The organism is Bradyrhizobium sp. JHI2711 (assembly GCF_056156565.1).
The window spans coordinates 634,778-654,678 of the sequence record NZ_JBPZPT010000004.1 but is presented as its reverse complement, the minus strand read 5'-3'; the positions used below and the strand labels follow the sequence as shown (position 1 = coordinate 654,678).

General features: G+C 65.2%; 17 protein-coding genes. 5 read left to right on the top strand and 12 right to left on the bottom strand.

What is annotated here, in order from left to right:
* Positions 1-38: 38 nt before the first annotated feature.
* Positions 39-1,241 (bottom strand): pyridoxal-phosphate-dependent aminotransferase family protein, encoded by a 1,203-nt coding sequence (locus ACTEK7_RS30605; RefSeq protein ID WP_225148173.1) that lies wholly within the window; start codon positions 1,239-1,241, stop codon positions 39-41.
* 133 nt (positions 1,242-1,374) lie between these two features.
* On the opposite strand from ACTEK7_RS30605, the gene ACTEK7_RS30600 reads away from it, so the two are divergent.
* From ACTEK7_RS30600 to ACTEK7_RS30590, 3 genes are all read left to right on the top strand, one after another.
* Positions 1,375-2,109: a GntR family transcriptional regulator gene (locus ACTEK7_RS30600; RefSeq protein ID WP_225148172.1), complete on the top strand. Its 735-nt coding sequence runs from the start codon at positions 1,375-1,377 to the stop codon at positions 2,107-2,109.
* 103 nt (positions 2,110-2,212) lie between these two features.
* Positions 2,213-5,188, top strand: coding sequence for an FAD-binding and (Fe-S)-binding domain-containing protein (locus ACTEK7_RS30595; protein ID WP_225148171.1), 2,976 nt, complete (start codon positions 2,213-2,215; stop codon positions 5,186-5,188).
* Positions 5,181-5,609, top strand: a complete 429-nt coding sequence (locus ACTEK7_RS30590) for a GlcG/HbpS family heme-binding protein (protein WP_109143030.1) — start codon at positions 5,181-5,183, stop codon at positions 5,607-5,609. The genes ACTEK7_RS30595 and ACTEK7_RS30590 overlap by 8 nt, the downstream gene beginning before the upstream one ends.
* Positions 5,610-5,821: 212 nt before the next feature.
* Here the strand turns inward: ACTEK7_RS30590 and ACTEK7_RS30585 are convergent, their stop codons facing one another.
* Complete coding sequence (locus ACTEK7_RS30585; protein WP_036007523.1) at positions 5,822-6,604, bottom strand: enoyl-CoA hydratase/isomerase family protein; 783 nt, start codon at positions 6,602-6,604, stop codon at positions 5,822-5,824.
* 166 nt (positions 6,605-6,770) lie between these two features.
* Here ACTEK7_RS30585 and ACTEK7_RS30580 point away from each other — a divergent pair, with 166 nt between their 5' ends.
* Positions 6,771-8,150, top strand: a complete 1,380-nt coding sequence (locus ACTEK7_RS30580) for a caspase family protein (RefSeq protein WP_225148170.1) — start codon at positions 6,771-6,773, stop codon at positions 8,148-8,150.
* Here the strand turns inward: ACTEK7_RS30580 and ACTEK7_RS30575 are convergent.
* From ACTEK7_RS30575 to ACTEK7_RS30545, 7 genes are all read right to left on the bottom strand, one after another.
* Positions 8,123-10,249 (bottom strand): molybdopterin oxidoreductase family protein, encoded by a 2,127-nt coding sequence (locus tag ACTEK7_RS30575; RefSeq protein WP_225148169.1) that lies wholly within the window; start codon positions 10,247-10,249, stop codon positions 8,123-8,125. The genes ACTEK7_RS30580 and ACTEK7_RS30575 overlap by 28 nt on opposite strands.
* 165 nt (positions 10,250-10,414) lie before the next feature.
* Positions 10,415-11,221, bottom strand: coding sequence for an SDR family NAD(P)-dependent oxidoreductase (locus ACTEK7_RS30570; protein WP_225148168.1), 807 nt, complete (start codon positions 11,219-11,221; stop codon positions 10,415-10,417).
* 22 nt (positions 11,222-11,243) lie between these two features.
* Positions 11,244-12,536 carry a TRAP transporter large permease gene (locus ACTEK7_RS30565; protein ID WP_036043893.1) on the bottom strand — a complete coding sequence of 431 codons (1,293 nt, stop codon included), beginning with the start codon at positions 12,534-12,536 and terminating at the stop codon, positions 11,244-11,246.
* The gene (locus tag ACTEK7_RS30560) at positions 12,527-13,078 is read right to left on the bottom strand and encodes a TRAP transporter small permease (protein WP_225148167.1); all 552 of its coding nucleotides are present in this window, start codon (positions 13,076-13,078) and stop codon (positions 12,527-12,529) included. The genes ACTEK7_RS30565 and ACTEK7_RS30560 overlap by 10 nt, the downstream gene beginning before the upstream one ends.
* Positions 13,079-13,142: 64 nt before the next feature.
* Entirely contained in the window at positions 13,143-14,114 is a 972-nt protein-coding gene (locus ACTEK7_RS30555; RefSeq protein WP_225148166.1) for a TRAP transporter substrate-binding protein, read from the bottom strand.
* A gap of 300 nt (positions 14,115-14,414) precedes the next feature.
* Entirely contained in the window at positions 14,415-15,143 is a 729-nt protein-coding gene (locus ACTEK7_RS30550; protein WP_036007486.1) for a Crp/Fnr family transcriptional regulator, read from the bottom strand.
* A gap of 548 nt (positions 15,144-15,691) precedes the next feature.
* On the bottom strand, positions 15,692-16,405 hold the full coding sequence (locus ACTEK7_RS30545; RefSeq protein ID WP_225148165.1) for a helix-turn-helix domain-containing protein: 714 nt from the start codon (positions 16,403-16,405) through the stop codon (positions 15,692-15,694).
* A gap of 149 nt (positions 16,406-16,554) precedes the next feature.
* On the opposite strand from ACTEK7_RS30545, the gene ACTEK7_RS30540 reads away from it, so the two are divergent.
* On the top strand, positions 16,555-16,872 hold the full coding sequence (locus ACTEK7_RS30540; protein ID WP_225145364.1) for a c-type cytochrome: 318 nt from the start codon (positions 16,555-16,557) through the stop codon (positions 16,870-16,872).
* Between the two features lie 7 nt (positions 16,873-16,879).
* On the opposite strand, the gene ACTEK7_RS30535 is transcribed toward ACTEK7_RS30540, so the two are convergent.
* The 3 genes from ACTEK7_RS30535 to ACTEK7_RS30525 are packed head-to-tail and all read right to left on the bottom strand — an operon-like array spanning position 16,880 to position 19,893.
* Entirely contained in the window at positions 16,880-17,983 is a 1,104-nt protein-coding gene (locus tag ACTEK7_RS30535) for an ABC-type transport auxiliary lipoprotein family protein (protein ID WP_109143025.1), read from the bottom strand.
* Between the two features lie 3 nt (positions 17,984-17,986).
* Positions 17,987-18,754 (bottom strand): ABC transporter ATP-binding protein, encoded by a 768-nt coding sequence (locus tag ACTEK7_RS30530; protein ID WP_225148164.1) that lies wholly within the window; start codon positions 18,752-18,754, stop codon positions 17,987-17,989.
* Between the two features lie 2 nt (positions 18,755-18,756).
* Positions 18,757-19,893, bottom strand: a complete 1,137-nt coding sequence (locus ACTEK7_RS30525; RefSeq protein ID WP_225148163.1) for an MlaE family lipid ABC transporter permease subunit — start codon at positions 19,891-19,893, stop codon at positions 18,757-18,759.
* Positions 19,894-19,901: the final 8 nt, after the last annotated feature.

Below are 19,901 nucleotides of genomic sequence, written 5' to 3'. Positions count from 1 at the left end.
TCGGCCGCTCCGTCGCGACCATCTTCGCGGGCCGACCTTTACGTGCCGACGATCTTCAGATGCGGCGCGGCATTGCCCTGAGGGCGCTGCTCCAGCAGCTTCATCGCGACGTCCACGCCGCCGGCGCGGTGCGGCACGCCGGCCACCGACAGGCCCATCTCGATGCCGGTGAGCGCGCCGAGCAGCGTCAGCGCGTTGCATTCGCCGAGATGGCCGATGCGGAAGACCTTGCCGGCGACCTTCGACAGGCCCGAGCCGAGCGACATGTTGTAATTGTCGAGCACGACTTTCCGGAACTGATCGGCATCATGCCCCGGAGGCATCAGCACGGCCGTGAGCACCGGCGAGAACTCCGAAGGCTCCTGGCACAGCACTTCGAGACCCCAATGGTTGACCGCGGCCCGCGTCGCTGCCGCCAAGCGCTGATGCCGCGCAAAAACATTGTCGAGCCCCTCCTCGAGCAGCATCGCGATCGCCTCGCGCAGGCCGTAGAGCAGATTGGTCGCGGGCGTATAGGGGAAGAAACCCTTGGCGTTGGGCTTGAGCATCTCCTCCCAGTCGAAATAGGAGCGCGGCATCTTGTTGGTCCTGGACGCAGCCAGCGCCTTCTCCGAGATCGCGTTGAAGCCGAGACCGGGCGGCAGCATGAAACCCTTCTGCGAGCAGCTGACGCTGACATCGACCTTCCACGCGTCGTGACGATAGTCGACCGAGCCGAGCGAGGAGATGGTGTCGACCATCAGCAGTGCCGGATGCGACACGCGATCGATCGCGGCGCGGATCTCGGCGATGCGGCTGGTCGCGCCGGTCGAGGTCTCGTTGTGCACGACCATCACCGCCTTGATGGTGCGCGCGGCGTCTTCGGAGAGCTTGGCCTCGATCACCGTGGGATCGGCGCCGCGGCGCCAGTCGCCCGGGATGAAATCGACCTCGATGCCGAAGCGCCCCGCCATCTGCCGCCACATCGTGGCGAAGTGGCCGGTTTCGACCATCAGCACCTTGTCGCCCGGCGACAGCGTGTTGACGATCGCGGCTTCCCAGGCGCCGGTCCCCGACGAGGGGAAGATCACGACCGGCCCCCTGGTCTGGAAGATCTTCTGGCTGCCTTCGAGCACGGTGCGGCCGAGCTCGCCGAATTCGGCGCTGCGGTGGTCGATGACAGGCATGTCCATCGCGCGCAGGACGCGCTCGGGGACCGGGCTCGGGCCCGGAATCTGCAGGAAATGGCGTCCCTGAGGCATGCAAAGCTCCCTTTCGGCAGGTTATGACCGGCTCTGCCGGCTATTTTGCATTCATTTTTTGTCCCTTCAATCGAAATCTGGTATTCGATTGCGAGCGTCGACGCGATCAACCGGGCAAACTACTGTGCTGCAAATGAAATCCACGATTCCCGACACCGGGGTTCCGATCACCCCGTCCGCCGGCAATGGCGACCGGCAGGAGGCCTCGCTGCACGGCGAGATCCTGCTGCGGCTGCGCGACTACGTGGTCGAAGGCAATATTCCTGAAGGCGCGCGCGTTCCCGAGCGGCAGCTCTGCGAGATGCTTGGCATCTCCCGCACGCCGTTGCGCGAGGCGCTCAAGGTGCTCGCCGCCGAGGGCCTGATCGAGCTACTGCCCAACCGCGGCGCGCGCGTGCGCCAGCTCAGCCAGCGCGACCTCGAAGAACTGTTCGACGTCATGGCAGGCCTGGAAAGCCTGGCGGGGCGCCTCGCCTGCGAAGCCATAACGGATGCGGAAATCACGGCGATCGAGCAGCTGCACTACGAGATGTACGGCCATTACCTGCATCGCGACATGCACGGCTATTTCCAGGCCAACCAGCGCATCCACGAGAGCATCGTCGATGCCGCGCGCAACGATACGCTGAAGATTGCCTACGCCAATTTCGCCGGCCGGATCCGACGCGTCCGCTACTCCGCCAATTTCGCCCGCAAGCGGCAGCGCTGGGCGGAAGCCATGCGCGAGCACGAGGCCATCCTCGATGCGCTGCGCCGCCGCGCCGGGAGCGAGCTCAGCGACATCCTGTTCCAGCATCTGCGCAACAAACGGACGGCAGCGATCGAGCACCTGACCGAGCCCCAAGAGGGCGCGCCGGCATCGCCTTAAAGGCGCCAAGCTTGCTCATTTTGCATTCACAATATAGTCGGTCAGGAACCACAATGAATATCCCAGCAAGGCTGAGCCTCGCCGGGTCAGTCCGGGATCAGGGATGACGAACGCCTCCTCGCTCGAACGGCGCCTGCGGTCGGAATTGACCGGCGACGTGCTGTTCGACGGCTTCAGCCGCGGCCGCTACGCCACCGACGCCTCGTTCTACCAGATCATGCCGGCTGGCGTGGTGGTCCCCAAGACCATGGACGAGGCCTTGCGGGCGCTGGCGATTGCGCGCGACGAGGGGCTGAAGGTCACCCCGCGCGGCGGCGGCACCTCGCAATGCGGCCAGACCGTCAATGACGGCCTCGTGGTCGATCTCTCCAAGCACCTCAACCGGATCCTGTCGCTCGATGTCGAAGGCCGCACCTGCGTAGTCGAGCCCGGCATCGTGCTCGACGACCTCAACCGTCAGCTTAGGAAGCACGGCTTGTGGTTTCCTGTCGACGTCTCCACGGCCTCCCGCGCCACCATCGGCGGCATGGCCGGCAACAATTCCTGCGGCGGCCGCTCGCTGCGCTACGGCACCATGCGCGACAACACGCTGTCGATGGAGGCCTCGCTCGCCGACGGCACGCTGAGCCGTTTTGGCGAGGTCGCGCGCGATCTCTCCGACCTCGAGGCCGGCGACAGCACCCGCGCCCTGTTCCGCGACATGCTCGACCTTGGCACCCGCGAGGCCGACGAGATCGCCGCGCGCTTCCCAAAGGTGCAGCGGCGCGTCGGCGGCTATAATCTTGATGCGCTGGTGCCGCGCAATGCACCGAACAACATGGCGCATCTGTTGGTCGGCTCCGAAGGCACCCTCGCCTTCACCACCAAGGTCGAGCTGAAGCTTTGGCCCGTGATCCGCAACAAGGCGCTCGGCGTCTGCCATTTCGGCAGCTTCTACGAGGCGATGGATGCGGCCCAGCACCTCGTCAAGCTCAAGCCGATTGCGGTCGAGTTGGTCGACCGCACCATGATCGCGCTCGGCCGCGACATTGCGATGTTCGCACCCGTCATCTCCGCGGCGATCAAGGGCGATCCGGACGCCGTGCTGGTGGTCGAATTCGCCGAAGAGGACCAAGCCGACAACCTCGTGCGCCTCAAGCAGCTCGGTGAGCTGATGGCGGATCTCGGCTTCGGCTGGAACAACGACACGCGCAAATGGGGCGGCGTGGTCGAGATCACCGAACCCGCGCTGCAGAGCGGCATCGCCGATTTCCGCGCGGCCGGCCTCAACGTGATGATGTCGATGAAGCAGGAGGGCAAGCCGGTCTCCTTCGTCGAAGACTGCGCGGTGCCGCTGCCGCACCTCGCCGACTACACCGCGCGGCTGAACGAAGTCTTCGCCAAGCACGGCACCAGCGGCACGATGTACGCGCACGCCTCCGAAGGCTGCCTGCATGTGCGCCCCGTTCTGAACCTGAAGCTGGAGAAGGACGTCAAGGCGATGCGCGCCATCGCCGAAGAGGCCTTCGCCCTGGTGCGCGAGTACAAGGGCTCGCATTCCGGCGAGCACGGCGACGGGCTGGTGCGCTCCGAATTCCACGAGGCCATGTTCGGCGAGCGCCTCGTCGCCGACTTCAGGGAGGTGAAGCAGCGCTTCGATCCTGCCGGCCTGCTCAATCCCGGCAAGATCGTCGATGCGCCCAGGATGGACGACCGCTCGCTGTTCCGCTTCAAGCCCGACTATCGGGTCGGCGAGCTGAAGACGAAGCTCGACTGGTCGGCTTATCCCGGCGCCGGCGGCGGTTTCCAGGGCGCGGTCGAGATGTGCAACAACAACGGCGCCTGCCGCAAGCTCGAGGGCGGTGTGATGTGCCCGTCCTATCGCGCCACGCGCGACGAGAAGGACGTTACCCGCGGCCGCGCCAATACGCTGCGGCTTGCGATCTCCGGCCAGCTCGGCCCGGATGCGCTCTCTTCCGACGAGATGATGGAGACGCTCAAACTCTGCGTCTCCTGCAAGGCCTGCCGCCATGAATGCCCGACCGGCGTCGACATGGCCAAGATGAAGATCGAGGTGCTCGCGGCGCGCGCCGCCAGCCGCGGCCTGACGCTGCGCGACCGGCTGGTTGCATATCTGCCGCGCTATGCCGGCCTTGCTTCGCGCTTGGCACCGCTGGCTAATTTGCGCAACGGCAGCCCGCTGCTGCGAAAGCTGTTCGAGCGCTTCGCCGGCATCAGCGCGCGCCGGGCCCTCCCCGCCTTTCGCCGCGATGTGTTCGTGCCGCCGTCCGAAAGCGTCGGGCCTACGGACGGTCGCGAGGTCGTGCTGTTCACTGATACCTTCAACCGCATCTATGAGCGCGAGAATCTCGACGCCGCGCTGCGCGTGCTCACGGCCGGCGGCTATCGCGTGCATCTGCCAAAACTTGCGAGCGGCAACCGTCCGCTGTGCTGCGGCCGCACATTCCTGTCAGCCGGGCTCGTCGACGAAGCCAAGGTCGAGCTCGACCGGCTGGTCTCGGCTTTCGCGCCATACGCGGCGCGCGGCGTGCCGATCGTCGGCCTCGAGCCGAGCTGCCTCCTGACGCTGCGCGACGAGCTCGCTTCACTGCGCAAGGACGACGAAGCCAAGGCGGTGGGCGCCCACGCGCTGACGTTCGAGGAGTTTCTGGCGCGCGAGGCAGAGGCCGGAAGGCTGCAACTGCCGCTCGGCATCGTCGCGGACAAGGCCGTGGTGCACGGCCATTGCCATCAAAAATCCTTCGGCGCCTTCAAGCCTGTCGAGCAGGTGCTGCGCCTCATCCCAGGCCTTGAGGTTAAGACCATCGAGTCGAGCTGCTGCGGCATGGCCGGCGCCTTCGGCTATGGCGCGGACACGTATGATGCCTCGATCGAGATGGCCGAGCTGTCACTGCTGCCGGCCGTGCGGAAGGCTGACCGGAATACGCTCGTCGTCGCCGACGGCACCTCATGCCGGCACCAGATCCACGACGGCGCCCAGCGCGAAGCACTTCACGTCGCCCGCGTGCTGGCCATGAGCCTCGATCGCGCCAAATCCAACGCCACCTCTCCAGCTGCAAAGGAAACCAGCCATGGCTGATCTCACCCTCGACACCGCCCGAAAAATCCTCGAAGCCGCCTTCGCGAAAGCCGGCGAGCTCAAGCTGAAGCCGCTGGTCGTCACCATCCTGGACGCGCGCGGCGTGCTCAAGCTCGCGGCGGCGCAGGACGGAACCAGCCTGATGCGCGCCGAGATCGCGCATGGCAAGGCCTATGGCGCGCTCGCCATGGGCATGGGCTCGCGTGCTCTGTTCCAGCGCGCGCAGGAGCAGGCCTATTTCGTCGATGCCGTGAACACGATCGCGAAGGGCGCGCTGGTACCGGTCCCCGGCGGCGTGCTGATCATGGATGGCACCACCCTGCTCGGCGCGGTCGGCGTCTCCGGCGATACGTCCGACAATGACGAAGCCTGCGCGGTGGCGGGGATTCAGGCGGCGGGACTGAAGGCGAACGCGGGGTGAGATTGTCATTCCGGGGCGCGCCCCTTGGCGCGAGCCCGGAATCCATTTCTCCGCATCACTTGCTGCACGATGGATTCCGGGCTCGCGCTACGCGCGCCCCGGAATGACGGCGGAGGATGCGGCTACATTCTCGTTCGTGCCGCCCTGGGTCCCGGCTCTGCGCAGCGACGCCGACGCGTTGCGGCGCGTCCGAGATGCGAGAGCGGATCCCCTCACCTCCCCGTCCAGACCGGCTTCCGCTTCTCGCTGAACGCTTTCAACCCTTCCTTGGCGTCCTCGGTCATCGCGAGCAGTGCGATCTGGCTTTCGGTATAGGCGATGCTCTCGTCGAACGACATCGAGGCGATCGCGCGCATGGCGTATTTGCCGCGGCGGATCGCGGTCGGGGATTTGTCGACGATGCGGGCGATCAGCCAGTCAACCTTGGCATCTAACTCGGCGGCCGGCACGATGTAGTTGAGCAGGCCAGCGGCCTGCGCGGCCCTGGCGTCGAACGGCTCGCCCGTGAGCGCCCATTCGTTGACGAGACGGGGCGGAGCGATGCGCTGCAGCAGGCTCAGCACCTGCATCGGGAACACGCCGACCTTCACCTCCGGCAGGCCGAAGACGACGTGATCGGCCGCAACCGCCATGTCGGTCATGCACAGAAGGCCCATGCCGCCGGCCATGCAGACGCCACTGAGGCGCGCAATCGCCGGCTTCGTGGCGTTCTGTGACAAACGTAACAGATCGGCATAGTCGACATTTGGTTTGGAATGATCCATCGCGAAAGCCGCGCCGGAATTCTGCAAGTCGGCGCCCGCGCAGAACGCCTTGTCGCCCGCGCCCGTCAGCACGATGACGCGGACGTCCTTGTCCTCATGCGCGTCGCGATAGGCTCTTGTGATCCCGGCGATGACCTCGCCGTTCAGCGCGTTGCGTTTCTCCGGCCGGTTGATGGTGATCCAGAACGCCTGCCCGCGCTTCTCGGTGATGACGGCTGTGGTGTCGGTCATGACATGCTCGCTCGCTTGGTCCCGTTTTGCAGCCATTTGCGGCAGGACCGGCGGCGCGCGCAAGGGCAATCTGCAGGGTCGCCTCACCATAGCGTGTGGGCGCAACTTCGCTTCGCGATTGAACTGGGGCTTGCGCGCGCTATCCTGACCGGAGATTTGATCACCGATGAGCCATTTCATGCGCGCCGCATTGATGTTGTTGCTGGCAGGATTGGTCGTGCTGAGCGGCGGCGCCGCATGCCATGCGGCCGACGCCGCGAAGATCGCGCTGGTGATCGGCAACGCGAAATATCCCGACAATGAGTTCGTCCTGAGCGAGGTCGCCAACGATGCCCAGGACGTCGCCGAGGAATTGAAGCGCGGCGGCTTCGTCGTCGACAGGCAGAGCAATCTCACCGGCGATGCCATGCGGCAGGTGCTGGGCCGCTTCTACGACCGCATCGAGCGCGGCGCGGTGGCGCTGATCTTCTTCGACGGCTTTGCCATCCAGTCCAACCGTCAGACCTATCTGCTGCCGGTCGACGCCCAGATCTGGACCGAGCCGGACGTCTCGCGCGACGGCTTCGGCCTCGACGCCATCCTCGCCGAGATGAACACGCGCGGTGCCGCCATCAAGATCGCGCTGATCGACGCTTCCCGCCGCAACCCGTTCGAGCGGCGCTTCCGCCGCCATTCGGCCGGTCTGGCACCGGCGATCGCACCGAGCAATACGCTGGTGCTCTACTCCGCTGCGCTCGGCGCGGTCACGGCGACCGGCAAGACCGATCGCAGCCTCTTTGTCGCCGAGCTGCTGCGCGAAATGCGCGCGCCGAACATCAGCGCCGAGCAGGCCCTGACCAACACCAAGAATGGCGTCGTTGCCGCCACCAACCGCGAGCAAGTGCCCTGGCTGTCCTCCTCGCTGACGACGGAGTTCTCGTTCGCAAGCCCGGCGACGCGGCCGCGGGACGACGCGGCCAAGCCACAGGTGCAGACACCCGAGCCGCAAAAGCCGGTCTGCGAGGTACCGCAGGCGGAGCCCGCCCCGAATGCGGACGAACTGGCACGAGATCCCGTCATCGCCGATCTCAGCCGCAAGATCACCGCCAACGCCAACGATGTCACCTCGCGCTACAAACGCGGCCAGGTCTACGCGATCAAGCGCGCCTATGCGCTCGCGATACAGGATTTCGACGCGGTGCTCCGCCGCGCGCCCAAGGACGCGGAAGCCCTAAACAACCGCTGCTGGAGCCGGGCTGCGACGGGCGACCCGCAAGGCGCGCTCGCCGACTGCAATCTGGCGCTCCAGATCAACCCGGGCTTGAGCGATGCACTCGACAGCCGCGGGCTCGTCAACCTCAAGCTCGGGCGCAATGCCGAGGCGATCAAGGATTATACCGACGCGATCCAGCGCAACCCGCGCTCCTCGTCCTCGCTGTTCGGCCGCGGCATCGCTGCGCGCAGAAGCGGCGGCGACGGCGCCACCGATATCGCGCAGGCGAGGTCGATGAACCCGAACATTGCAAAGGAATTCGCGGGCTACGGCGTCACGGAGTGCACGCCTTGAGCTGAGGCCGCCTTCCTGATCCAGACTTTATTATCGTGGAACGCCGCGCCGCCGATCGGCGCGATCGTATCTGCGCCCGTCAACGTGTTGATGCCGCGGCCGCCGATATGATTGCTGTTGGGATGAACGGATTCGGCGATCAGGACACCGCGCCGCACGCCCTCGAACAGCGTCGCGGTCAGCGTGGTCTCGCCGCGGCCGTTGCCGAGCGTCACCGCATCGCCATCGGCGATGCCGAGCGCGGCGGCGTCGAGCGCGTGGATCATCACGCTGGCCCGGCCCTCACGCGCCTGCGAGGACGGCGTCTCGTTGAAAGTGGTGTTGAGGAAGCTGCGCGAGGGGCTGGTCGCAAGCCGGAACGGATGGGCCCGGTCGGCGTGCTCGATCACTGCCCAATGATCCGGCAGACCAGGCATCTTGTCGTAGTCGCCCATGGTGACGCCGAACGGCGGATGCGCCCAGTCGGCTTTGAAATGGAACTTGCCGTCGGCGTGGGCGAAGCCGTCGAGATAATGCGAGGTGCGGAAATCCGGCTGCAGGTCGCGCCAGATGTCGGCTTCAAGGCCGGCGATGTCGCCGTGATTGCTCAGCCTCAAGGTCGCGTCGATCAATTCGCGCGGGCTCATCTCGAAGCCCGGATGCCTGGCGCCCAGCCGCGGCGCCAGCGCCTGCAACACCTCGTGGTTGGAGCGGCATTCGCCCGGCGGGTCGATCAGCTTCGGCCCGACCGAGATGTGCTGATGGCCGCCGCCATAATAGAGGTCGTCATGCTCCATGAACATGGTCGCCGGCAGCACGATGTCGGCCATCTGCGCCGTCTCGGTCATGAACTGCTCGTGCACCGCCACGAACAGATCCTCGCGCGCAAAGCCCTGCCGGACCAGCGCCTGCTCCGGCGCCACCGTCATCGGATTGGTGTTCTGGATCAGCAACGCCTTGACCGGGCCCTTGCCCTGCAGAGCTTCGGCATCGCCGGTGAGGATACGTCCGATCTGCGACTGGTCGAGCGCGCGGGTGGTCTTGTCGATCGCGTCGTGGCCTTCGATGATGGATTCGTTGAAGTGCCACAGCGCGTAATTGTTGAAGAAGGCGCCGCCGCCTTCATACTGCCAAGCGCCGGTCACCGCGGGAATGCACAGCGCCGCATGCATCTGCGTCGCGCCGTTGCGCGAGCGGGTGAAGCCATAGCCGAGACGGAAGAAGGTCCGCTTGATCTCGCCGACGGCCTTGGCGAAAGCCTCGATCTCCGACACCGGAACGCCGCAAATCGCCGAGGCCCATTCCGGCGTGCGCGACTTCAGATGCGCCTCGAGCTCGGCGGGGCAATCGGTATACTTGTCCATGTAGGCTCGGTCGGCGTAGCCGTCGCGGAACAGGACGTGCATGACGCCGCAGGCGAAGGCGCCGTCGGTGCCGGGCCGCAGGATGATCCTGATGTCGGCCTGCTTCATGGTCTCGTTGTCGTAGATGTCGACCGCCGCGATCTTCGCGCCGCGCTCCTTGCGGGCGCGCGAGGCGTGCGTCATCACGTTGACCTGAGTGTTGACGGGATTGGTGCCCCAGATCACGACGAGATCGGACAGCGCCATCTCGCGCGGGTCGACGCCGGCGATCTTGCCGGTGCCGATTGCAAAGCCGATGCGCGCAACATTGGCACAGATGGTCTGGTAGAAGCGCGAATATTTCTTCACATGCGTGAGACGGTTGAGCCCGTCGCGCATCACGAGCCCCATCGTCCCCGCGTAGTAATAGGGCCAGATCGATTCCGCACCGAAGTCGCGCTCGGCCGCATTGAATCGGTGCCCGATCTCGTCCAGCGCCTCGTCCCAGGAGATCCGCGCGAACTGACCTGAACCCTTGGGGCCGGTGCGGCGCAGCGGATAGATCAGCCGCTCGGGATGATGGATGCGCTCGGCATAGCGGGCGACCTTGGCGCAGACGACGCCGGCGGTGTAGGTCTGCTTCTTCGAACCGCGGACGCGGCCGATGCTGCGGCCTTCGACCACCTCGACATCGAGGGCGCAGGCCGAGGGGCAATCATGCGGACAGGTCGAATGGCGGATCTCGATGTTCGCGTTGATCTTGGCGTGCTGGTTCATGTCCCACTTCGTAACACCAAAATACCGGCCAGCCGAGCGCATTTATCCGGCAAGCCCCATGCGATTTGCTCAAGCCGCGCGCGCCGGAGCTTCCTGCTGCGGTTGCGAAGGAGGCCTGCCAGTGAGCCGCGCGACGTGCAAGCGCAACCCGAGCTACATCCTTTGCTATTTGTGCAACTGGGTAAGACCGGTCGGCGGGCCGTCGACGGCGGTCCAGCCGCCGTCGACGAACAGCGTGCTGCCGCTGACATAGCTTGCGGCATCCGAGGCGAGATAGGCGACGGCGGTCGCGACCTCGTCGGCGCTGCTCCAGCGGTTGAACACGGTGTGGCCGGCGTAGAGATTGTAGATGTCGGGGCGCTGCTTGAAAGGGCCGGTCAGCGCGGTCTCGGCGATGCTCGGGGCGATCGCATTGACGCGCACGCCGGCGTGCCCGACCTCGGAGGCAAAGCCCTTCACCAGCAGGCCGATCGCCGCCTTGGTCGAGCCGTAGATGCCGAGGCCGGGCTCGATGGTCACCGCGCGAACCGAGGAGCAGGCGATGATGCTGCCGCCCTTCTGCGCAACCATGATGCGGCCGAAGGCCTGGAAGAAAAAGACCGTGCCCTTGACGTTGAGGGTGAGGACGCGGTCGAGATCCTCCTCGGTGTAGTCGAGGATGGTCTTGCGGATGTTGAGACCAGGCGTCGTCACGGCGATGTCGAGCCGCGGAAACTTCTGCATCACGGTTTGGGCCAGCGCATTGACATCCGCGGCGCTTGCGGCGTCGCAGCCAGCTGCTTGCGCCCAGCCGCCCTTGTCGCGAATGCCGACGGCCGTCGCCTCCGCTGCGTCGAGCGCACGATCGGCGCAGACAACCCGGGCACCGAGACCCGCAAGCGCTTCGGCCGACGATTTGCCGATGCCGGATGCGGCGCCGAGCACGAGCGCGGTCTTGCCGGTGAGATCGAAGAGCTTGCGATAGTCCGTCACTGGCGATGTCTCCCTGGTGCTGCTAGCCCTTGTAGCCCATCAAGAGGCGCGGCAGCCACAACGAGAATGCAGGGACATAGGTCACGAACATCAGTGCTGCGATGAGCGCAGCATAGAACGGCAGGATGGTACGCATCACCGCGCCGACCGAGATGCCGCCGATGGCGCAGCCGACGAATTGCGTCGTTCCGACCGGCGGCGTGTTGAGCCCGAGGGCGCAATTGATCAGCATCAGCATGCCGAACTGCACCGGGTCCATGCCCGCCTTCATCGCGATCGGCAGGAAGATCGGGGTGCAGATCAGGATCGTTGCCGCCATGTCCATGAACGTGCCGAGCACGAACAGGATGATGTTGATGAGCAGGAAGATCACCCAGGGCTGCGTCGACAACTTGTTCATCATCGCGCCGGCGAGATCCGCCACCTCGTAAAGTCCCATCAGGTACTGGAACATGGTGGAGACGCCGATCAGCAGCAGCACCACCCCGGTCGTCTTCACCGCCTTGGCGGCGGCGCGCAGGAAGTTGCCCCAGGTCATGGTGCGATAGATGAAGAAAGTCAGCAGGATCGAGTAGGTGACGGCGATGGCCGCCGATTCGGTTGCCGTGAAGACGCCGGACAGGATGCCGGCCAGGATGATGCCGACGATCAGAAGCCCCGGCAGCGCCGCCGCCAGCGAGCGGACCACCTCAGCCCAGCCTGGGAACTTGCCGGCGGGATAACCGCGCCTCACCGCGACCGCGTAGGCGGCAACCAGCATGCAGACCATCAGCACCAGCGCCGGCAGGAGACCGGCGGCAATCAGCGCGCCGATCGAGACCTTGCCGCCGGCCGCCAGCGCATAGATGATCATGTTGTGGCTGGTCGGCATCAGGGCTCCGACCAGCGAGGCATGGGTGGTGACGTTGACGGCGTAGTCGGTGTCGTATCCCTCCTTCTTCATCATCGGGATCATCACCGCGCCCATCGCCGACACGTCGGCCACGGGTGAGCCGGAGACGCCGCCGAACAGCGTGCACGCGACCACGTTCGACATGCCGAGCCCGCCGCGGATGTGCCCGACGAGATTCTTGGCGAGTTGCACGATCTTGTCGGCCACGCCGCCATGCAGCATCAGCTCACCGCTGAAGACGAAGAACGGAATGGCGAGGAAGGAGAAGATGTTCATCCCCGACATCATCTGCTGGAAGATGACGGCGACCGGCAGGCCTTCGTAGAGGATGGTGCAGATGGCCGACAGGCCGATCGCGAAGGCGACCGGTACGCCGAGGATCAGAAAGCCGAAGAAGGTGGCGCCGAGGATGATCAGTTCCATGAGGGGACGACCTCTTCGCCGCGCAGGAGAGCAATGATGTGCTCGATGGAAAACGAAACGATCAGGACGCCGGAGGCGAACAGCGGCACGTAGCGGATCACCTCGGGCAGGCCGAGATTGGGGATCTTCACGGTGCCCACCGACGCGCCGAGGACCCAGCCATTATAGGCCATGGCGAGGCCGAACACGGCGACCAGAACGTGGATCACGATCTCGATCTTCTCCCGCGCGTGATCGGGGAGCATGACCAGCAGGCTGTCCATGCCGATATGCCCGGCATCACGTACGCCGACGGCGGCGCCGATCAGCGTGACGTAGAGGATCAGGACCAGCGCCAAGTTCTCCGTCCAGGTCGGGCTGGAGTTGAGCACGTAGCGTCCGAATACCTGGTAGAAGACGATGGCGACGATGACGAGCAGGCCCGTCACCGACAGGTACATGCCGAGGCGCGCAATGGGGGCATTGACCCGCGACAGCAAGCCGGTGGACGGGCGTGCTGCTACGGCCCCCTGTTCGTGACTTGCGACGTGTGGGTCTGTCATCCCGCGCCTCCTCACGGGATCCGGTGCCGCCTGGCGGCGACGCCGGACCCGGCTTCGAATTGTCCTACTTCGTGTCCTGGATGCGCTTGACGAGGCTCTGCAGCTTCTCGTTACCGGCGAACTTCTGGTAGACCGGCTTCATTGCATCGACGAACTCCGCCTTGTTGCCGATCGTGACCACCTGAACGCCAGCGGCCTCGACGGTCTTGCGGGCGGCCTGCTCGCGCGCGTCCCAGAGCTTGCGCATGACGGGCACCGATTCCTTGGCTGCCTTGCGGACCATCGCCTGGTCCTCCTTGCTCAGCGCGTCCCAGACCTTTTTCGAGATCACGAGAACTTCGGGCGCGAGGGAGTGCTCGGTGATGTTGTAGAACTTGGCGGCTTCGAAGTGCCGGGAGGATTCGTAGGACGGCCAGTTGTTCTCGGCAGCGTCGACGAGGCCGGTCTTGAGCGCGGTGTAGACCTCGCCATAGGGCATCGGCGTCGGGTTGGCCCCCAAGCTCTGGATCATGCCGACCCACAGGTCGGATTGCTGGACGCGGATCTTCAGGCCCTTCAGATCGGCCAGCGATTTGACCGGTCCCTTGACGGTATAGACCGAGCGCGCGCCGCTGTCGTAATAGGCAAGGCCGACCAGGCCCGCGGGCTCCATGGCTGCCAGGATCTCATCGCCGATCGGACCGTCGAGGACGGTGCGCATGTGCTGCGTGTCCCTGAAGATGAAGGGCAGACACAACGCGATAGTCTCGGGCACGAAATTGTTCAGCGGCGATGCATTAATCCGCATCATGTCGAGCGCGCCGATCTTGAGTTGCTCGATCGTGTCCTTCTCCGAGCCTAGGGCGCCGTTCGGAAACACCTTCACGCCAAGCTTGCCGCCGCTCGCCGCCGCGAGTTGCTGGCCCATGAACTTGACCGCCTCGACGGTCGGATAATCGGCGGGGTGAACGTCAGCCGAGCGGAAATCGCGTGCAGTGGCCAGGGGTGCTGAGACCGCCAGTGCAACGGCTGTGATGATACCGGTGAGCGTCTTCATGTGGGCTTCCTCCTGGGTTGATTGAGATCGATTATATCGTTGTCGGCCCGGCTGCAGGCCGCCTTGGGTCGCTCCGCTTCAGGTGTGAAGTCAAGCGCCAATGTCGTCCCTAGGGCGGGCGGCATTCTCTGTCCAAGCCAAATCCGGCATCGATCGATGCAAGACTTGCATCAATCGATTCCTGGCGCAATTCGCACTATGGTGGGTATGGCGGGCTGGCTCGACGTCGCTAGCCCGTGACTTGACGCCTCCAATCGAGGCCCCGCGCGGTCGCCAGCATCGACCGTTAGGTCGACGGCGTCACTCGCCGCCGAGGCCGCTCTCGGCGAGCTCGCGCAGCGCGTCCGTATCGAGCACGACGATGGCGCCGTGCTCGAGGCGGACCCAATTGCGGCCGGCCCAGGCGCGCAATTGCTTGTTGATGCTCTCGCGCGTCATCCCGACCATCTCGCTGATCTCCTGTTGCGTGATGGCGAGCGTGCCGCTGCCGGAATCCAGCTTGCGCTCTTCGGTGAGACCGAGCAGTGCACTGGCAAGCCGGCCCGGCAGATTCTGCAGGATCACCTGCTCGACCTGCTGACTGGTCCAGCGCAGACGCGCGCACAGCAGCTCGATGAACTTCATCGCCAGCGCCGGCTGGCTCTTCACGAACGGCAGGAAGTCCCGGCGATCGATGACGTAGAGCTCGCAATTGGTATTTGCGGTCGCATCCGCCGACCTGGGCGCGCCGTCGAGCACGGCGATCTCGCCGAAGATTTCTCCGGGGCCGATCAGATTGAGAATAGCGTTCCGCCCATCAGGCGATGAGGAGGAAATCTTGACTGTCCCCGCGATCACCGCGAACAGGCTGTTGCCGGGATCGCCCTTGGCGGCGATCGTCGCGCCACGCTTGACGGTGGTGTGCTTGGCGTAGCGGCAGAGTTGATCGAGCGCTTCCGGCTCCAGATCCGCGAAGATCGGGTGCTTGCGCAGGACCGATAGTTTGTTGCCCGCCGGTTGTCGGGGATCGCCGGTCTTGTCCTGAGGCACGCCGCGGGGCTCCTAAGACTACGAGGCACTGAGTTCCTGCGTAGTCAACGTTACCAGGCATTTCAACCGGAAAGCACGCGCGCGATTTGAGGCAAATGCCACGAAAAGGCCTGTAACGAGGAAGTCGGCAGCCAAAAGCTGCGGCGATGCGTCCTCTTCGACGCAGAGTTGCGGATTACGCAAACCGCGATTGCGTCGAGACGCTGCCGAGGGCCAGCGCCCGCCCAGGCGAGCATCGGCCCTGGCGCGCCGGACTCGGACCTAAACCTGGACTTGGACTTGGATTTGGACTTGGACCTGGACCTGGACCTGGACCTGCAGAAGGCTTCAGTGCCTGGAATCCGGATCAAGCCGACCCGCCCTGGTTTGCCGGTCAGCCCAGGCCAGAACTGCGGCGAACACGACAAAGATCGCGACGACGACAACGGTCACCAGCAACGCGTCAGCAGGCATCATCCCCTCCCGGATTTGTCTCCGGCATTATTTTGCGGGGCATGGCCGCCGTCATTGATCGGGATCAAATTGCCGAGAGAGTCCCGGAGATGAGGTCAGGCTGCGGCCATGGCCTCGACACGGGCCGGATCGAGCAGGCTGATGCCGCCGTGAATGATCTCGATCACGCCGAGACGCTCAAGCTTGGTAAAGGTGCGGCTGACGGTTTCGATGGTCAGGCCGAGATAATCGGCGATGTCCTGACGGCTCATCGGAAGCGCGACCATGTCGGACAGACCGTTGAGCGCGACCAGCCGCTCACGCCAGCCGAGCAGAAAGGTCGCGACCTTCTCGTCGGCCGAGCGGCGTCCGAGCAGGACCATATGGTCGCGCGCCTGGCTCAACTCGCGAATGGCCAGCTCGTTGATGCGCCTGAGCAATTGCGGCCGGTCTTCGATGAAACGGCCGAAAGGCCCTTTTGGGAATTGGCACACTTTCACCACGCCGATCGCATCGGCCGAAAAATTGTGCCGGCCGGACAGATTCATCCCGAGGAAGTCACCGGGCAAGGCAAAGCCGACGATCTGCCGCCGGCCGTCAGGCAGCAGCTTGTACAGCCGCATGACGCCTTCGAGAACGTTGTAGAACGAGGTCGTGATGTCCTCCTCGGAAAACACGGTCTCGCCCGAAACGAAATGGACGCGGCGGCCGAGATGCTCGAACTCCCGGAGTTCGGCTGCATCGAGCGACGAGCAGACCGCCGCTCCACGCACGGCACAATCGTCGCAATGATGTCCGTTCGGCTCACTCGTGACCACGGAAGGCTTCATCCATCGCTCCCCACGCCGGCCGCTCCCGACGTCAGGCCGAGTCCACCGCGGCTGCATTTTACTGCACCGTGCCGCAGCCGATTGACCCAGATCAAATTTGGCTGGCATCCCGCTCTTATTCTGCGTCCACGGTTCGACGGGATGATTCCATGCTGCAAAGCGCACTGCGTCACGGCCTGATTGGGCTGCTTCTGATCACGCCTGCGCTCGCGGCCCCGGCCGCCGAACAACGCGGTAAGGCTTTCGCCCGAGCCAATTGCGCACGCTGTCACGCGATCGACCGCGCCTCCAAGAGCCCGTTGGAGATCGCGCCTCCGCTACGCAACCTGCATCGGCGCTATCCGATCAACAGCCTTGGTGAGGCGCTGGCCGAGGGGATCTCCACCGGACATGCCGACATGCCGGCCTTCGAACTCAGCCCGGACCAGATCCACGACCTGCTGTCCTACCTGAAGACGCTGGAATAGTCACCCCTCACACCGCCTGCACGGTCCATCCGATCAGCTCCTTGGCGATGCGCGCGAAGGCGGCATCGAAGGCGGCGACTGAAGCGGCCGGTTCGACCTTGTCGAGCTTTTCGCTGGCCTCGATGAGCCGCGATGCGATCACCTTGCCATTCTTGTCGACGATCCGAGCCGACAGTCCGATCTCGGCCCGAGCCTCCCCATCCGTCGCGATCCGAAAGCGCCGGATGTCGAGCAGGAGCTGGTAGTCCGCCGGCCCGAGATCCGTCGTGCGCAGCGGGGCGTGGGCGATGTCGTAGTTCTCGAAACTGTCGATCAGGCGCGCCTGCACCAGTTTCGGAATGCTGTCAGCCCAGAGGAAGTCCGCAAAGCCCGGCCTGTCGCCGCTAGGCGCGAACAGCATGCGCTGGGTCTGCAGCATCGCCACCGCCGTCGGCTCGGGAATGGCCAGTGAGGCCGATAGCGTCTTGCCGGCCGGCCCGAGATTCTGCGGCGTGCGCAGGTCGTAGGTGACCTTCTGCGCGGGCGTACCACCGCCGGTCATCTTGTCGAGGCCTGCCAGGATGCCGTCGATCTTGCCGGTGTTGCGCGCGAGCCCGTCGGAGAAGGTCTTGAAATTGGCAATGGTGTCCTTCAGCGGGCCGGAATTGTCCTGAAGCACCGTGTCGACCCGCCGCAGCGCATCGCGCGCCGCCTGCGTCATGCTCTGGCCTGCGCCGGCCTCCGCGATCAAGGTCGGCAGCTCGCCGGACTTGGCGACGATCACGCCCCCCTCCAATGTCACCACGGGAACGCCAGTCAGGCCCTGGAATTCGAGGCCGACCTTAGTGTCGGCACGCACCGGCGTCGCGGTGGCAACCGAGATCGTGGCATTGACGAAGCGCGGGTTATCAGGCGCGAGTCCGAGCTGGGTCACCTCTCCGACGCGAATGCCGTTGAACAGCACGCCGGCGCCGACCAGCAGGCCGGGCACCGGCCCCTGGAATTGCACGTGGTAGCTGGTGCGCGGCCCGATGCCGCCGGTGTTGTTCAGCCAATAGACGAAGCCGAACACTGCGACGATCGCGGCCAGCACGAAACTGCCAATCAGCACATAGGGAGCGCGGGTTTCCATCTCTCATCTCATCTCGTGTTGCAGCATCTGCGAGCGCTTGCCGTGGAAGTATGCGCGCACCCAGGGATGCTCGGATTGCAGCAATTCGCGCATCGGGCCGATCGCCACGATCTTGCCGTCGGCGAGCGCGGCGACGCGGTCGCAGACCGTGGTCAGGCTCGCAAGGTCATGGGTCACCATGAACACGGTGAGCTCCAGGGTCTTTTGCAGCGTCTTGATCAGCGCGTCGAACTCGCCGGCGGCGATGGGGTCGAGGCCCGAGGTCGGCTCGTCCAGGAACAGGATCGGCGGATCGAGCGCGAGCGCGCGCGCCAGCGCCACGCGCTTGGTCATGCCGCCGGACAGCTCCGCCGGATATTTGTCGGCGTCCTCCGCACGCAGGCCGACCATCTCGAGCTTGGCGATCGCGATCTCGTCCATCAGCTCCTGCGACAGGACCAGATTTTCGCGCAAGGGAAATTGGACGTTCTGGCGCACCGTCAAGGAGGAGAACAGCGCGCCCTGCTGAAACAGGATGCCCCATGCCATCGCAGCGCCGCGGCCGTGGCTTCCGCCGGCTTGTCCCATGACCTCGATGGTCCCGCTCCGGCGCGGGATAAGGCCGATGATGGTCCGCATCAAGACCGACTTTCCGCCGCCGGATGCGCCCACCAGCCCGAGGATCTCGCCGCGGCGGACGTCGAGCGACAAATGGTCGAGCACGGTTTGACGGCCGAAGCCGACCACGAGGTCACGGACGCGGATCGCGAACTGGTCTTGCGATTCTTCCATTGTCACATTCCGATCGAGGCAAAGAAGATCGCGAACAGGCCGTCGAGCACGATCACCAGGAAGATCGATTTCACCACCGACGTCGTGGTCTGCCGCCCAAGCGACTCCGCGCTGCCCTTGACGCGCAATCCCTCGCTGCAGGCCACGATCCCGATCACCAGCGCCATGAACGGCGCCTTCAGAATGCCGACTTCGAAATGGGCGACGGAAATGGCCTCGTGCAGGCGCGCGATGTAGATCGCCGGCCCCATGTCGCCATAGAACTGCGCGACCAGCCCGCCGCCATAGAGCGCGGCGATCGATCCGATGAAAGTGAGGATGGGCAGCGCAACGACCAGGGCCGCAACGCGCGGCAGGATCAGGACGTCGACCGGATCGAGCCCCATGGTCGAGAGCGCGTCGATCTCCTCGCGCATCTTCATCGAGCCGAGCTCGGCCGTGTAGGCGCTCCCCGAGCGTCCCGCGACCATGATGGCGACGATCAGCACGCCGAGCTCGCGCAGCACCAGGATGCCGACCATGTCGACCGTGTATGATTCCGCGCCGAATCTACGGAAGTGGAAGAAGCCCTGCTGCGCGATGATGGCGCCAATCAGGAAGGTGATCAGCGTGACGATGGGGATCGCCTGCCACCCGATGCGGTAGAGCTGATACACCAGAGAGGTCAGCCGCAGCGAACGCGGCCGGCGCAGCGCGCCGATGACGGCCATGAACAAGGCGCCGAGCATCTGGAGGAAGATCGTGATGTCCTCCCGCGCCCCGACCGTGGACTTGCCGAGATCACCCAGCCGCGCCAGAACCGGATTGGGCGCGGCCGCCGGAGCCGGTGTGCGGCGGTTGACCTGGCGCACCTCGTCCATCAGCCCGCTGAAATGATCGGCGACGCCGACGAATTCGGCTGGCCTGCCTGACGAGGCGGCCCTGCGCGACAGCTTCTCCAGGACCCAGGCGCCGAGCGTATCGAGCGCGCTGATCCCCGACATGTCCAAGGATACGGCGCGCGAACGATCGACGTCGGCCCCGACCGAGCGGGACAAGGTCTCGAGCGTCACCACGTTCGCGGCGGTCCAGGGCCCCTCGGGGCGCAATTTCAGCACGTCGCCGGACGGCGTCGCGTGCAGCAGCGGTTCGTGGTTCACGCTTTCCA

Bases quoted from the DNA above. Each gene is read 5' to 3' on its own strand.
- ACTEK7_RS30590 (WP_109143030.1), top strand. From the start codon at position 5,181: ATGGCTGATCTCACCCTCGACACCGCCCGAAAAATCCTCGAAGCCGCC.
- ACTEK7_RS30530 (WP_225148164.1), bottom strand. From the start codon at position 18,754: ATGGAAGAATCGCAAGACCAGTTCGCGATCCGCGTCCGTGACCTCGTG.
- ACTEK7_RS30580 (WP_225148170.1), top strand. From the start codon at position 6,771: ATGAGCCATTTCATGCGCGCCGCATTGATGTTGTTGCTGGCAGGATTG.
- ACTEK7_RS30540 (WP_225145364.1), top strand. From the start codon at position 16,555: ATGCTGCAAAGCGCACTGCGTCACGGCCTGATTGGGCTGCTTCTGATC.
- ACTEK7_RS30560 (WP_225148167.1), bottom strand. From the start codon at position 13,078: ATGACAGACCCACACGTCGCAAGTCACGAACAGGGGGCCGTAGCAGCA.
- ACTEK7_RS30605 (WP_225148173.1), bottom strand. From the start codon at position 1,241: ATGCCTCAGGGACGCCATTTCCTGCAGATTCCGGGCCCGAGCCCGGTC.
- ACTEK7_RS30585 (WP_036007523.1), bottom strand. From the start codon at position 6,604: ATGACCGACACCACAGCCGTCATCACCGAGAAGCGCGGGCAGGCGTTC.
- ACTEK7_RS30575 (WP_225148169.1), bottom strand. From the start codon at position 10,249: ATGAACCAGCACGCCAAGATCAACGCGAACATCGAGATCCGCCATTCG.
- ACTEK7_RS30565 (WP_036043893.1), bottom strand. From the start codon at position 12,536: ATGGAACTGATCATCCTCGGCGCCACCTTCTTCGGCTTTCTGATCCTC.
- ACTEK7_RS30600 (WP_225148172.1), top strand. From the start codon at position 1,375: ATGAAATCCACGATTCCCGACACCGGGGTTCCGATCACCCCGTCCGCC.
- ACTEK7_RS30555 (WP_225148166.1), bottom strand. From the start codon at position 14,114: ATGAAGACGCTCACCGGTATCATCACAGCCGTTGCACTGGCGGTCTCA.
- ACTEK7_RS30535 (WP_109143025.1), bottom strand. From the start codon at position 17,983: ATGGAAACCCGCGCTCCCTATGTGCTGATTGGCAGTTTCGTGCTGGCC.
- ACTEK7_RS30545 (WP_225148165.1), bottom strand. From the start codon at position 16,405: ATGAAGCCTTCCGTGGTCACGAGTGAGCCGAACGGACATCATTGCGAC.
- ACTEK7_RS30595 (WP_225148171.1), top strand. From the start codon at position 2,213: ATGACGAACGCCTCCTCGCTCGAACGGCGCCTGCGGTCGGAATTGACC.